This window comes from Polaromonas sp. P1_E11 (genome assembly GCF_056405995.1).
This window is the reverse complement of sequence record NZ_JBFUBA010000002.1, coordinates 73,608-87,279: the sequence shown is the minus strand read 5'-3', so window position 1 is coordinate 87,279 and position 13,672 is coordinate 73,608. Positions and strand designations below refer to the sequence as shown.

15 protein-coding genes are annotated in these 13,672 nt (G+C 63.0%); 11 read left to right on the top strand and 4 right to left on the bottom strand.

Translation table 11 applies throughout. The features are described from left to right. Positions 1–53 precede the first annotated feature (53 nt). Both AC1D11_RS07900 and AC1D11_RS07895 read right to left on the bottom strand, forming a co-directional pair. Positions 54–368 carry a chaperone modulator CbpM gene (locus AC1D11_RS07900; protein ID WP_477646532.1) on the bottom strand — a complete coding sequence of 105 codons (315 nt, stop codon included), beginning with the start codon at positions 366–368 and terminating at the stop codon, positions 54–56. Then, on the bottom strand, positions 365–1,360 hold the full coding sequence (locus tag AC1D11_RS07895) for a DnaJ C-terminal domain-containing protein (RefSeq protein ID WP_477646533.1): 996 nt from the start codon (positions 1,358–1,360) through the stop codon (positions 365–367). The genes AC1D11_RS07900 and AC1D11_RS07895 overlap by 4 nt, the downstream gene beginning before the upstream one ends. Before the next feature lie 211 nt (positions 1,361–1,571). On the opposite strand from AC1D11_RS07895, the gene AC1D11_RS07890 reads away from it, so the two are divergent. The 4 genes from AC1D11_RS07890 (at position 1,572) to AC1D11_RS07875 (ending at position 4,591) form a co-directional block, all read left to right on the top strand. Then, positions 1,572–2,996: a coniferyl aldehyde dehydrogenase gene (locus AC1D11_RS07890; RefSeq protein WP_477646534.1), complete on the top strand. Its 1,425-nt coding sequence runs from the start codon at positions 1,572–1,574 to the stop codon at positions 2,994–2,996. Between the two features lie 202 nt (positions 2,997–3,198). Then, a complete protein-coding gene (locus tag AC1D11_RS07885) occupies positions 3,199–3,423 on the top strand; it encodes a hypothetical protein (RefSeq protein ID WP_477646535.1) in 225 nt (74 codons plus the stop codon). After that, on the top strand, positions 3,420–3,782 hold the full coding sequence (locus tag AC1D11_RS07880) for a carboxymuconolactone decarboxylase family protein (RefSeq protein ID WP_477651084.1): 363 nt from the start codon (positions 3,420–3,422) through the stop codon (positions 3,780–3,782). The genes AC1D11_RS07885 and AC1D11_RS07880 overlap by 4 nt, the downstream gene beginning before the upstream one ends. 62 nt (positions 3,783–3,844) lie before the next feature. Further along, positions 3,845–4,591 carry a hypothetical protein gene (locus AC1D11_RS07875; protein ID WP_477646537.1) on the top strand — a complete coding sequence of 249 codons (747 nt, stop codon included), beginning with the start codon at positions 3,845–3,847 and terminating at the stop codon, positions 4,589–4,591. Positions 4,592–4,616: 25 nt separating this feature from the next. On the opposite strand, the gene AC1D11_RS07870 is transcribed toward AC1D11_RS07875, so the two are convergent. Continuing rightward, positions 4,617–5,432 (bottom strand): CAP domain-containing protein, encoded by an 816-nt coding sequence (locus tag AC1D11_RS07870; RefSeq protein WP_477646538.1) that lies wholly within the window; start codon positions 5,430–5,432, stop codon positions 4,617–4,619. 330 nt (positions 5,433–5,762) lie between these two features. On the opposite strand from AC1D11_RS07870, the gene AC1D11_RS07865 reads away from it, so the two are divergent. Continuing rightward, positions 5,763–6,341 (top strand): hypothetical protein, encoded by a 579-nt coding sequence (locus AC1D11_RS07865; protein WP_477646610.1) that lies wholly within the window; start codon positions 5,763–5,765, stop codon positions 6,339–6,341. 75 nt (positions 6,342–6,416) lie between these two features. On the opposite strand, the gene AC1D11_RS07860 is transcribed toward AC1D11_RS07865, so the two are convergent. Next, positions 6,417–7,262, bottom strand: coding sequence for an AraC family transcriptional regulator (locus AC1D11_RS07860; RefSeq protein WP_477646539.1), 846 nt, complete (start codon positions 7,260–7,262; stop codon positions 6,417–6,419). A 132-nt stretch (positions 7,263–7,394) separates the two neighbouring features. On the opposite strand from AC1D11_RS07860, the gene AC1D11_RS07855 reads away from it, so the two are divergent. The 6 genes from AC1D11_RS07855 (at position 7,395) to AC1D11_RS07830 (ending at position 13,634) form a co-directional block, all read left to right on the top strand. After that, a complete protein-coding gene (locus AC1D11_RS07855; RefSeq protein WP_477646540.1) occupies positions 7,395–8,630 on the top strand; it encodes an MFS transporter in 1,236 nt (411 codons plus the stop codon). 113 nt (positions 8,631–8,743) lie between these two features. Continuing rightward, positions 8,744–9,541, top strand: coding sequence for a MipA/OmpV family protein (locus AC1D11_RS07850; RefSeq protein ID WP_477646541.1), 798 nt, complete (start codon positions 8,744–8,746; stop codon positions 9,539–9,541). Between the two features lie 234 nt (positions 9,542–9,775). Then, positions 9,776–10,462 (top strand): response regulator transcription factor, encoded by a 687-nt coding sequence (locus AC1D11_RS07845; protein WP_477651085.1) that lies wholly within the window; start codon positions 9,776–9,778, stop codon positions 10,460–10,462. Next, on the top strand, positions 10,459–11,514 hold the full coding sequence (locus tag AC1D11_RS07840) for a sensor histidine kinase (protein WP_477646543.1): 1,056 nt from the start codon (positions 10,459–10,461) through the stop codon (positions 11,512–11,514). Before AC1D11_RS07845 ends, AC1D11_RS07840 begins: the two co-directional genes overlap by 4 nt. After that, positions 11,507–12,550, top strand: coding sequence for an ABC transporter ATP-binding protein (locus tag AC1D11_RS07835; protein WP_477646544.1), 1,044 nt, complete (start codon positions 11,507–11,509; stop codon positions 12,548–12,550). Before AC1D11_RS07840 ends, AC1D11_RS07835 begins: the two co-directional genes overlap by 8 nt. Positions 12,551–12,611: 61 nt before the next feature. Continuing rightward, the gene (locus AC1D11_RS07830; protein ID WP_477646545.1) at positions 12,612–13,634 is read left to right on the top strand and encodes an ABC transporter substrate-binding protein; all 1,023 of its coding nucleotides are present in this window, start codon (positions 12,612–12,614) and stop codon (positions 13,632–13,634) included. Positions 13,635–13,672 lie beyond the last annotated feature (38 nt).

The window sequence follows — 13,672 nt, the reverse complement described above, 5'->3', positions numbered from 1 at the left end:
TGGCAGCGAGCGCCATCACCTGTCCTATATAAAAGATTGCCCGCGCCGGTGGGTCAGTTGTCCTGCAGACGGTGCAGCTGTCGGCGCAGGCTGTTCAGCTCGTCCATCAGTTCCAGTGCCAGCGCCGCACCGGCTGGGTTAACCCCCAGGTCGCGCTGCAGGCGCACAGCCACGGTGGCCCGGTGCAAGTGCACGCCGGTGAAGCGCCAGACCTCAGGAGCCTCTCCCACCGGCGCCAGCAGGCCTTCGTGTACCAGGTCCACGATGAGCTCCGACTGCGCGGCGCAGGCCCGGCAGAGATCGTCAAGGGTGAGTTCATCCTGGTCTTCCAGGATGAAGCCGGCGACGTAGCGGGTGGGGGTGTTCATGCCTTGGCTCCCGAGGTTTGCAGGGCGGTGCGCGGCCTGAAGGCCTTGAATGCCGCCGCCATGTCTTCGTACGCTTTCTTTGCCGCATCCGTGTCCGCGGCCGGCAGGACCACCTGCAGCACAAAATAAAAATCTCCCGGAGTCTTGCCCGGCAGCCCGCGCCCCTTGAGCCTGAGCTTGCGCCCGCCGGCAGAACCCGCCGGGATCTTCAGCTCCACCTCGCCGGTGGGCGTGGGCACTTCCACCTCGGCGCCCAGCGCGGCTTCCCATGGCGCGACGGGCAGATTCATGTACACGTCATGGCCCTCGGCACGGTACAGGGCATGCGGCAGAAATTCAACATCCAGGTAAAGGTCGCCCGGGCTGCCTTGACCCATACCGGGAGAGCCCTGGCCCGCCAGGCGAATGTGCTGGCCTGCGCGTATGCCCTTGGGGATGACGAACTCGATGCTGCGGTCCTGCATCGTCACGCCGGCTTCACTCTCCATGGGCATGCGCAACTGCAGCTTGCGCGTGGCACCGCTGTAGGAGTCGCCGATGTCGATCTGGATTTTGGCGCGCTGGTCCTGGCCATGCATGTCAAAGCTTCGGCTGCCGCGCATATCGTCAAAACCACCCCGGCCTTGCGGCCCTCCGCCCATGCCGCGGAAGATCGCGTCGAAAAAGTCGCTGTGGTCAAAACCTTCGGCTCCGCCAAAATGGGGAGCGCCGGTGGCACCCCCCGAGGCCTGCCCCGGGTTCCAGCCCGGTGGCGGGCGGAAGTCCTGCCCGGCCTGGTAGTTGGCGCCCAGTTGGTCGTAAGCGGTGCGCTTTTCAGGATCGCGCAACACCTCGTAGGCTTCGGCGATTTCCTTGAAGCGTGCTTCGGCGTTTTTTTCCTTGCTGACGTCGGGATGGTATTTGCGTGCCAGCTTGCGGTGTGCCTTTTTGATCTCGTCGGGCGTGGCACTGCGCTCTACGCCCATGACCTTGTAGTAATCCTTGAATTCCATGAAACACTTTCATCAGGGATGGTTTACCTGCCAGTCACCATAGCGGATAAGTGCCGGCGCGATTGTCAGCCAAATGCCTGAGAACCCGTTTAGACCGTCAACAGGTTCTGCATCAAGTCTGCAAATGGGGTCAAGTACCTCAGGGTCAACCCGCAGTGCTGCTGGAGTTGCGTCCCTACTGCTCTGCCCCTGTGGCCCCTATCATGGCCGCATGAGTTCCAGCACACCTCCGTCCGCCCTTCGCACATTGTTCGAAGCCCAGCACCAGGCCAGCCGGGCACAGACAGAGGTTCCGCTGGCCTTGCGCCGTGACCGACTGCTGCGTATTCGTGCTTTGCTGGATGAGCACGGCAGCGCGCTGGCACAGGCCGTCAACGCAGACTTTGGCGTGCGGTCGCCCCAGCTCACCGAAATCGCCGATATCTTTGTGCTGCGTTCGCTGTTGTCCAGCACGCTCAGGCATTTGCCGAAGTGGATGAAACCCGTGAAGGTGCGCACGCCGCTGTACCTGCAGCCTGCGCGGGCCTACCTGCAGCGCCAGCCATTGGGCGTGGTGGGCGTGGTGTCGCCGTGGAACTACCCGGTGCAGCTGTCGCTCGGGCCCGTCATCACCGCGCTGGCGGCCGGCAACCGCGTCATGCTCAAGCCCAGCGAGCTGACGCCGAAAACCTCTGCCTTGCTGGCGGCCCTGATTGAACAATCCTTCGCACCTGATGAACTCTGCGTGGTGCAGGGCGACGGCGCCCTGGCCGCCGAATTTGCCGGGCTGCCGTTTGATCATCTGTTTTTTACCGGCTCCACCGCCGTGGGCCGCAAGGTCGCCGAAGTGGCCGCCGCCAACCTCACGCCCACCACGCTGGAACTGGGCGGCAAGTCACCCTGCATCATCGACGCCTCGTGCGACATCGACAAGGCTGCCATCAAGATTGCCCACGGCAAACTGCTGAACGCCGGCCAGACCTGCATCGCTCCCGACTATGTGTTGCTGCCAAAAGGCAGTGAAGCCGCGTTTGGCGAAGCCTTTGCGCGCGCCGTGGCCACGCTCTTTCCCACCATCGCCGGCAACCCCGATTACGCTGCCATCATCAGCCCGCGCCACCATGAACGCCTGCAGGCGCTGCTGGACCAGGCCGAAGGCGCGGGGGCGCGCCTGCAAACCATCCAGGCCGGTGCACCCGGTGTGGGCGCGGCGTCGCGCCAGATGGCGCCGGTGCTGGTGTTCGATGTACCCGCCGGCTCGAAACTGCTCAGCGAGGAAATCTTCGGCCCCATCCTTCCGGTGATTCCGTACGCATCGATCGAGGACGCGATTGGCTATGTCAACGCCCGCCCCAGGCCGCTGGCGCTGTATTGGTTCGGCACCGACACCGGTTCCCGCGACCATGTGCTGGCACGCACCGTGAGTGGCGGCGTCACTGTCAACGACACGCTGATGCACATCGCGCACGAAAACCTGCCTTTCGGCGGCGTGGGCGAAAGCGGCTGGGGCAGCTACCACGGCGAAACCGGTTTCCTGCGGCTGACGCAGCAAAAGCCGGTGCTGGTGCAGTCAAAGTGGGCGAGGGGTGACCTGTTTTATCCGCCTTATGGCAAGCGGTTTGAGCAGGCGATGGGCTTGCTTAAGCGCCTGATTTGAACCCTGACCCTGAAGAGGTTGGCGCGGCGGTGCCGTTGCCGTTCAAATTTTTTCGGAAAACCTGAATCCTTTTGGTGAGTGCGGGCCTCTTTGCCGGTATCAACCACCGACAAGGAGTTCCTGATGTTTTTCCTGCGACGAAATCCTTCCGCCTGTGCGCCGGACTGCGCCATGGGTGGCACCACATCCACCGGAGGTGCCCGTGTTCTGTAGCACTTCGGTCACCCAACATGTGTTGCGCGGGATAGGCGCGCTGGCCTTGCTCGGGTGTGCCGCTCTGGTTTTCCAGACGCATCCCCTGTGGGCGCTGCTTCCCCTGGCGGGCGCGCTGGTGTTGATGCGCGGCTGCCCGATGTGCTGGTTTGTGGGCCTGTTTGAAACCATCGCACGGCGCCGCTGGCCAGCGGACAGCAAAGGCCTGCCATGAGCGCCGGTTACCAGTCACCCCAAGACCTGCAACTGGCGCCAGCCTTCGTGCGGCTGGCGCCTGTGGAGGCCCAGGCTTTCCTCACGTTTGACCATGCGGCCAAGCGCGAAGGCGGCCATCTTGAGCCACGTGTGCGAGAGCTGATTTCACTGGCGGTGGCGCTTACCACCCAATGTGGCTATTGCCTGGACGTGCATACCCGTGCGGCCAGGCGGCTGGGCGTGACGCGCGAGGAGCTGGCGGAAGTGGTTCTGGTTGCGGCTGCCGTGCGCGCAGGCGCCAGTGTGGGGCACGGCTTGCTCGCCTTGCGCCTGTTTGACGAAAGTGGGAACGAAGAGGAGCTTCCCGCCGGCAATTGAAAGGTTGATGCGTCCTTCACCATCCCTTTAGAATCCCCCCAAAATAACTGGAGGGATGGGCCATGCCTTTTGTCGGATTGGGACTTCATTTCATTGTGGCGGTGTTTTTTGCCGTCCACGCCTTGCGCAGCGGCCAGCAGATGTACTGGCTGATCATCCTGTTTTCGTTCCCCATGCTGGGCAGCCTCGTTTATTTCCTGGCGGTCTACCTGCCGGACTCGCGGCTGGAGCGCGGCGCGCGCAAGGTTGTGGCCGCTGCCGCAAAAACACTGGACCCGACGCGCGAACTCCGTGAAGCACACGCCGCGTTTGACTACACGCCCACCGCGCAGAACCAGATGCGGCTTGCCTCCGCGCTGCTCGAAGCCGGCCAGGCGCTGGAGGCTGCGCAGAGTTACGACGCATGCCTCAAGGGCCCGTTCGCCTCCGACCTGGAAATCCGGCTGGGCGCCTCCCGGGCCTATTTCGCCTGCCAGCGTTATCCCGAGGCCATCACCCACCTTGAATTCATCCGCAAGACCGACTCCGCCTTTCGCGCGGAGCTGGTGTCGCTGCTGCTTGCCCAGGCGCTGGGCGGCGCCGGCAGGGGTGCTGACGCGAAAGCGGAGTTTGAATCCGCCGTGGAGCGTTTCGGCAGCTTTGAAAGCCGCGCTGAATACGCCATCTGGGCCGCGCTGAGCGGGGACACCGCCACCAGCGCGCGCCTGCAGATTGAGCTGCAGCGGTCCATGGAGCGCTGGAACAGGCACACGCGCGAGCTGAACAAGCTCTTGCTGCGCCGCCTCAACGCGGCGTTTGAAAAACGCTGAAAGCAGAGGTCCCGGCACGCGTGGCTTACCGCTGCGCCCCGAACACCTGCACCCAGTAAATACCGGCGCTGCTCTGGGTGTTGACCGCAAAGGCCGTGCCCATCTCGGTATACGCCGGCGCCATGATGTTGGCGCAATGGCCGGGGCTGTTCAACCAGCCCTGCACGGCAGTGTCGGCCTGCATCTGCCCCGCGGCGATGTTCTCGCCGATGGCTTTCCAGCCGTAGCCTGCGCGTGTTGCGCGGCTAGCCACATCGCTACCATCGCGCCCGGTGTGGCTGAAGTAGCTGTAACGCGCCATGTCTGCGGCATGCAACCCGGCAACGCTGTACAGCAGCGGGCTTGACTGCAGCGGCTGTGCCGCCGGGAAAGCCTGCGCACCGCAGCGGCGCGGGCTGGCGCGTGCTTCATTGACCAAAGCCAGCACCCGCGCTTGCACGTCACCGGCCTGGGCAGCCGCGGGAGGCGAGAAGGGGGCCGCCAGAATGACCCAGGTTTGTGCCCCGCGCTGGTAAAAGCCGGCTTCAGCGAGCTCAGCATGCATGACTGCGCTGCATGATTTGCCCAGGGTCCTGCGCGCCAGCGCCGAGGGGCCGGTCGCGCCGCGTACGGCAATCTGTGCGGTCCGCACGGCGCGGTAGTTGACAGCTTTCAGGGCGTCGTCCATTTTGCGGCCACCCGCCATGAGCTGGGCCGCTCGCGACAAGGCGCTGTTTTCGCGCAGCAGGGAAACGTTGGCGCCGCGTCCATCGCAGCCGTCCTGCCGCAGCCGGTTCAGCTCGCGCAGCAGCGTGGGGTGCGGCTCGGCAGGCGCCTGGGCATGGCCTGTGGCTGCAAACATGACAACAGCCATTGAAGCCGCCGCGTGACCCCATCTCCTGCCGGTTTTTCTTGCTGCGCTGAGGAAGTTCATCAGGCCATGATAACCAGCCGGGCCCGGTGGTGTGCTGTTGTACGGCTGACGTTGAGTGCTATTGTTTTGATAGCCGCTTGCGCTCATCTCCAAGGGCCGGAAGGTGAATTTACTTCGCAATTGGGAGGATGACTTTCCACCGCTGAACGGGCCGCTAAACTTCGGTCACCTGACGCCGGTCAGGATTTGCGAAACATCCTGACTGCCCGTACTCAACGCCTGCCCAATGCCTCAAACCTGCCGCTTGACCTGCTTCGCATGCGCCTGAGTCGTCCTTCCTTCAAAGTTCGCCTGCTGGCCATGCTGGTGCTTGTACCGGTAGTGGCGTGGTTTGCTGTCAGGCCCGTGCGGGTGATCGCGCCGGAACTGTCTGGTGTTTCATGCCTCAGCACCTCTGTATGTGTGGACGACAAAGCCCGATTTGAAGAGGCTGCCCGGCTGCATGCGGAGGGCATGGCCTTCGTGTCTGCCAGGGTCGGTGCGATCCAGGGCATGCCGAAGATGGTCTTTTGCTCAACGCAGGCGTGTGCTGATGCTTTCGGCCTGGGTATGCGTTCGGCCGTCACCTTGGGTACTTTCGGCACCGTTGTCGGGCCGCGCGCCTGGAAGTCGTTTTACGTTCGACATGAGCTGATCCATTATTTGCAGGCCGAGCGTCTTGGCACGATCCGCCTGCTGTTCAAGCCCCAATGGTTTGTCGAAGGCATGGCTTACGCGCTGAGTGAGGACCCGCGGGCGCCGTTGGGAGAGCCTTTCGAAAGCCACCGCCGGAACTTCATGCTGTGGCACCCCACGATCGGCCCGCGAACCCTCTGGCAGGCGGCCGGGGATCTGTAGGGCGCGAGACAGCGTGTTAACAGTTAACCGAGGGTACTATTGTTTTGATAGCTGCTTGCGCTCGTCAGTATTGAGTTACAGCCGGTTTTTGCTTTGAAAATGGCTGGGCGGCTGGCCCATGGCGGCCTTGAACATCGCGGTGAAGGCGCTGTCGCTGGCATAACCGCTGGCCGCGGCCACGGTGCTGACTGATTGCCCGCGCGTGAGCAGGGGCAGGGCGTGGGCCAGGATGGCTTGCTGGCGCCATTGCTGGTAGCTCAGGCCCAGTTCGTCGCGAAAAAGCCTGGCCACCGTGCGTTCGCTGGCGCCGGTGTCGGCGGCCCACTCGGCCAGCGTGGCCCGCTCGGATGGTGCGCGCAGCACGGCTTCACACAGGGCGCGCAGCCGCTTGTCCCCGGTTTGCGGATGCGGCATGGGCACGCCGAGCGCCTGGGTGTCGGCGCCTGCGAGCTCGTCCAGCACCAGGCTGGAAAGAAGTTGTTCGCGAGTGGTCGGCAGCGGCCGTTCCGGGGTGGCCGCGTCGAGCGCATGGATGGACTCACGCAGCAACGGCGACACCACCAATACGCGGCAACCGGTCCAGCCCTTCGGGGTGGCGCTTGCGTCGAGGTACAGCGTGCGGAATTCGGCGGCCTCCAGCACGGTCACGTGATGTTGAGCGCCAGGGGCGATCCACACCGCGCGGGAGGGCGGCACGATGTAGGTAATTTCGCCGCCCGCATGGCCCGACTGCTCAGCCGTGACCTGCAGCACCCCCGTGGAGCAGTAAGCCAGTTGCGCCCAGGCGTGGGAATGGGGCTTGAAATGCGTGTCTGCTTCCAGCGTCCGCGCCCGCACGCGCACCGGCCGATGGCGGCTGGGGGTGAAGTTGTCGGTGTCGCCCACCGGCACGAAATGGAGCGGGGCTTTACGTTGCGGCATGGACGGAGGTTCTGTTCACCTGAATCTGGATGTGATCGTGAGCGAAAGCCATCAAAGCGGTTTGTCCGAAATTCGATGAAACATGGCTTTATGTCGCATTTCAGAAGGCCTGGCCAATACTACGATAGCGCCATGAATACTTCAAGTACGACCCTCAACGCGCCCGCCGCAGTCCCTTTTCGCGCCGATGCCAGCGTGATCGGCCTGGTGGGCCTGGCGCACATGATCAGCCATTTCAGCCAGCTGCTGCTGGCGCCGCTGTTTCCGTGGCTCAAGGAAGAGTTCAGCGTCAGCTATGCGGAGCTGGGGTTTTTGATGACGATCTTTTTTGTGGTGTCGTGCGCGGTGCAGGCTCTCTCGGGTTTTGTGGTCGACCGCTTCGGCCCGCGCCCCATATTGTTCGCCGGCCTGAGTTTGCTGGGCGTGGCGGCTTTTGGTTATTCCATCAGCACCAGCTACTGGATGCTGGCCGGCTTTGCCGTGATTGCCGGTGTCGGCAATGGTGTGTTCCATCCGGTCGACTACACGCTGCTGAACCGCAAGGTCAGCGCGCCGCGCCTGGGCCACGCCTACAGCGTGCACGGCATCACCGGCAGCCTGGGCTGGGCGCTGGCTCCCGCGGTGGTGGTGACGCTGACGTTTGCTTATTCGTGGCGCGTGGCATTGGCCGCGGCCGGTGTGCTGGCTTTTGCCGTGCTGGCGGTGCTGGTCATGAACCGCGACAAGCTCACCCTCACGGTGGCGGCACCGGTCAAGGGCGGGCCCGCGGCCGACAGCAGCATGGGCTTCCTGAAGATACCGGCCGTCTGGATGTGTTTTTCCTTCTTCTTCTGGTATGCCATTGTCCTCAGCGTGGTGCAGGCTTTTGCGCCTGAAGCGGCGCGCCACCTGCATAACGTGCCGCTCGCGCTGGTGGCCATCTGCCTGACGGTTTATATGGTGTGCAGCGCGGGCGGCATGGTTTTTGGCGGTTTCCTGGCATCGGATCCCGCACGCTGCGAGCGCATTGTGGGCATCGGGTTTGGTGCGGCAGCTGCGGTGGCGGTGCTGCTGGCCGCCGGCAGCTACCCCGCATGGGTCGTGCCTGTGCTGTTCGGCATCATGGGCTTCGCCACAGGCATCGCCGGACCGTCGCGTGATCTGCTGGTCAAGCGATCAACCCCCGAAAACGCCTCGGGCCGGGTTTATGGTGTGGTGTATGCGGGCCTGGACATCGGCCAGGCCGTGTCGCCGCTGATCTTCGGCGCGATGATGGACCATGGCTATTACCGCGGCGTGCTGCTGGGCCTGGCGCTGATGCAGGCGGTGCTGATCGCCAGCGCCTTCAATGTGCGCCGGGTGCGTCGCACGGTACTCGCCACGGCCTGAGCGTTCCAGGGCTTGAGTGTCGCGGCCCCGCGACGCGCCTGCAGGACGGGTGCACAGTTTTTCCTGCCCGGTCCTATACTGGATCGCATTATTTTCCGGAAAGAAGGCATGCGATGAAACGTCTCACCCGGGCTTCTTCTCCTGCATCTCAGGGCGTCTGGTTTTTGCCGTCCGCTGTGATCTTCACCGGTTTGGTGTTTACGGGCATCGCGCAGGCACAACCCACCCCGCTCAAATACCAGCTGACGGGCGACATCGGTGGCGCCGTGTATGGCACGCAGAGCGTGATCCGCAGCAAAAGCAACGATACCGCCTTGCTGCCCTACGCCTATGCGGACTATGGCCGCTTCTTTGCGCGTGTCGACACGCTGGGCATCAAAACCGCAAGAATGGGCTACGGCTACCTGGAATTTTCCGGCCGCATCAGCCAGGACGGCTGGCGTGCCGATACCGCCGCGCTGTCGGGACTCAAGGACCGCAAGCGGCCGATTCCGCTGGGCATCGGGACCTTTCAGGAAACGCCTTACGGCGGGTTTTTCGTGAACGCGTTTGTGGACACCAACAAGTCGCACGGTGCATTGCTGGAAGCCACTTATGCGGCGGAGTTCAAGGTCGGCAGCTGGTCGTTCTTTCCGCAGGTGGGGCTGGAGCATGCCAGCGCCAAATACAACAACTACCTCTACGGCGTGACCCAGGCCGAGTCGGCCGCCAGCGGGTTTTCAACCTACAACGCTGGCGCCTCGACAGCGCCCACGCTGGGCCTGGGGGTCGATGTGCCGCTCGGTGACCCCTGGGTGCTGACGATGCAGCTGCGCCGCAAATGGCTGGGGTCTTCGGTTCAGGGCAGTCCCCTGGTCAGCCGCCGGACGCAGGACACCGGGTTTATCGCCGTGTCGTACCGCTTTCGCTAGCCTGCTGTCGTTGGGAAGGCCGGCGGCCGGCTGCATTCAGCCGCAGACCTGAAACGCTGGCGCTCCTTTACGTGTGGACTACGCGATAAGCCGGTCATGCAGTCCGCATATCCTGTTTGAGTGGGCGGGCGCACGTTTTTTTTGCGCTTTACGCCCCAGCTTTCACCGAGCTTTCACCAGGTGTCGGCGTTTCCTCGGTGGTTTAACCGTCTGTCCTCCCGCATGATTCGTTTCATGAACATCCTGCTGGTTGAAGACGACCTGAATCTTGTGGACGCCCTGAGCCGCATGCTGGTTGCCCGCGGGTTCCATGTCGTTTGCTGCGCCGACGGGAAGGAGGCGCTCGTGATGGCACGGCATCGCCCGTTTGATGCGGCCCTGCTCGACCTGAGCCTGCCCGGCATGGATGGCCTGGATTTGCTGCAGCACCTGAGGGACGAAGGTTCCCGGCTTCCCGTACTGGTCATGACGGCGCGTACTGCGGTCGAAGACCGGGTGCTGGGATTGAACTCCGGCGCGGACGATTACCTGATCAAGCCTTTTGATGTGGAAGAGCTGGTGGCCCGCCTGAAGGCGCTCGTGCGCCGCAGCCTGGGCGTGGAAGATTTCCGCTGCGGCACCTTGCGCCTGAACCTGGACAACGGACAGGTATTTCGCGGGGCACTGCCGCTTGAAATGTCGGGGCGTGAACTGGCCCTTCTCAAGGCGCTGATGATGCATCCCGGGAAAGCTGTGGCCAAGGATGACCTGCTCCAGGCCGTCTTTGGTGACGAAGGCTCGGCCGGTGCGGATGCCATTGAGGTGCTGGTGCACCGGTTACGCAAACGCATCCTGGGGTCCGGAGCCAGTCTTGTCACCCTGCGGGGCGTTGGCTACTACCTGATGGATGATGCCCTGGCTGAAAGGCAGGATCAACCGTGAAAACAGTGAGCCTGTTGCGGGGAAAGCCATGGACGGCCTGGCGCCCATGGCGGGCCGGGCGATCAATGCGGTTGTTTGTCTGGGCCTGGTCGCTGGGGCTGCTGTTGGCCTGGTGCCTTCTGGACTGGGTGGGCGCGGCGTACCCCCAGACACTCTTTGGGTTGCCTGCAGGACTTTGGTGGATGTTCAAGGTATTGGCGTTTGCCGCCGCCTTGTGGTGGGTTTTGCGCCAGGCCTTTAAACCCGTTGTGGAGTTGGGGCAAGAGCTCGACAGCCGCCGCACGGAAGACTTGCGGCCGGTCACGAACCAGCAGCCGGTTGAGCTGCGGCAATTGGCCAGAACGGTCAATTGGCTGATGCAGCAGCAGCAGGAATCGCTGGATCAGCAAAAGAAGTTTCTGGCCGATGCCTCTCACCAGTTGCGTACGCCCTTTGCGGTGCTGCGCACCCAGCTGCAGGGCGCCATGTCCGGGCAGCTGGACGTGCGGGAAACGCTGCCCAAGATGCTCAATACCGTGGACCGTTCCAGTGAGCTGGTTCGCCAGTTGCTGTCTGTCGCCAAGATGGAGCAATTGGTACGCCGGGCCAACTGGGTTGAAGTGGACCTGGCGACTACCGCACGTGACGTGGTCATGGAATTTGCGCCCTTGCTGGCCCGCAAGAAACTTGACTTCTCGATGCAGGCCATTCCGGTGCGCCTGATCACCGATCCCTGGTTGTTGGGAGAGTTGATCCGTAACCTGATGTCCAACGCTATCCAGCACACGCCCAAGGGCGGCGCTCTGGGCCTGGTGATTCGGGCTTTGCCCAGCGAAACCGAACTGCTGATCTGGGACAACGGTGGCGGCATGGATGAAGCTGTCCAGGCCCGCCTGTTCGAGCCTTTCCAGTCATCGTCGGGAACCTCTGGTGTCGGCCTGGGGTTGTCAATTTGCCGCCAGATTGCACTGTCGATGAACGCCGCAGTGGATCTGTTCAACCGTGTGCAAGACAACCATGTGGTGGGGGTGGATGCCGTCGTCCGGTGGCCCCAGGAAGTGCCCCATGAGTAGCGCCGTCCAGTTCCAGTCCATCAGCAAGACCTTTCCCAATGGGGTCCGTGCCCTGTGCAATATCCACTTGCGCATACCGTCCAGGCAACTGACGACCTTGCTGGGGCCGTCCGGTTGTGGCAAGACGACCTTGCTGCGGATGGTGGCCGGACTGGCCCGGCCCACCTCGGGCCGGGTCCTGCTCGACGGTGTGGATGTGACCGACATGGGCGTCGAACAACGTCCCATCAGCATGGTGTTCCAGAGCTACGCCTTGTTTCCGCATCTCAACGTACTGGACAACGTGCGTTACGGCCTGCGCATGCTGGGACTGCGCCCGCGCGAGCGTGACGAGCGTGCGCGGCTCGCGCTGGGCATGGTGGGGCTGCAGAGCAGTGCAGGGAGCAACACGGCTGTGTTGTCGGGGGGGCAGCAGCAGCGTGTGGCCCTGGCCCGGGCGCTTGCGTTGCAGCCGAAGGTATTGCTGCTGGATGAACCGCTGTCCAATCTGGATGCGGGTTTGCGGCGCCAGATTCGGGAAGATATACGCGCCCTTCAGCAAAACCTGGGGCTGACCGTGCTGTACGTGACGCATGACCACGGCGAAGCCATGGCGGTCAGCGACACCGTGGTGGTGATGCATGAAGGACAGGTCATGCAGGTGGGAACGCCGCAGGAAGTCTATGAGACGCCGCACAGCGAATTCGTTGCGGCCTTCATGGGAGATGCCGTGATGTTTGACGCCCAGGTTGACGTATCGGGTGCGATTCAGCTGGGGCCCTTGCGCATCGCGCCCGGACTGACGCGGCGGCAGGGAAAAGTCCGCCTCGTGGTGCGCCCGCATGCGTGGCAGCTGGCACCTGCCAGCGGAGAAGGGCTGCCTGGAAAAGTCCTCTCACACGCCTACCTGGGGCGCAACACCGAGTACCACGTGCTGACCGCGCTGGGGACCTTGATGGTCCTGGTGCAAAGCGAGGCGCAGGCCCGCCAGGTGGGCTCCCCGGTCAGCGTGCATCTGGGGGCCCAGGGCGTGAGCGTGGTCATGCCATTTGACTGAACACATCAATACATCGAACGTATTCAATCGGGCCTCGTCGCCCATCCTTCAGGAGACTAACGTGAAAAAAACAGCACTCTTTGCAGCCCCCTTGCTGCTGGCACTCGGACTGCCGGCTTTTGCCCAGGAGGGGGAAGTCAATATCATCTGCTCCGCCCAGGCGGACTGGTGCAACCTGATGCAAACCACCTTTGGCAAGACCAGCGGCATCAAGGTCAACATGACGCTGAAGGGGTCGGGGGAGGCGCTGGCGCAGGTCACCGCCGAACGCGCCAACCCCAAGACCGACCTCTGGTTTGGTGGCACGGGTGACCCGCATCTGCTGGCCGCGGAACAGAACCTGACGCTCGAATACAAGTCTCCGTCATTGCCCCAATTGCATGCCTGGGCGCAAAAGCAGGCGGAGCAGTCGGGCTTCAAGGCCGTGGGCGTGTATTCCGGGCCACTGGGCTTTGGCTACAACACCGAACTGCTGGCCAAAAGAAAGCTGCCAATTCCCAAGGTCTGGGCAGACCTGCTCAAGCCGGAATACAAGGGGGAGATCCTGGTCGCGGACCCGCGTGCCAGCGGCACGGCATACACCATGATCGCCACGTTAGTGCAAATGATGGGCGAAGAAAAGGCATTCGATTACCTGTCCGCATTGCATAAAAACGTGAGCACCTATCCACGCTCCGGCGTGGGGCCCATCAAAGCGGTTGCCCGCGGCGAGGCGTCTGTCTCCATCAGTTTTGTACATGATGTTACCGGTGAAAAAGCGCAAGGATTCCCGGTTGATGCCATCACGCCCGTGGATGGCACCGGTGCAGAAGTGGGCTCCATGTCCATTATTAAAGGTGCACGCAATCTGGCGAACGCCAAAAAATTTTACGAATGGGCCCTCACGCCGGGCGCGCAGCAATTTGGTGCCGCAGTCAAGCAGTTCCAGTTGCCCTCCAACAAGGCAACTCCCCTGGATCCCCGTATTCCTGATTTCAAAAAAATCAAGCTGATTGATTACGACTACGCCAAATATGGGCAAACGGCGATTCGCCGCCAGCTGATCCTCAACTGGGAACGCAAGGTTTTCAACCAGCCCAAGTAAGTTCGGGCGGCGCCCTGCGCAGCAGGGTGGCGCTGACA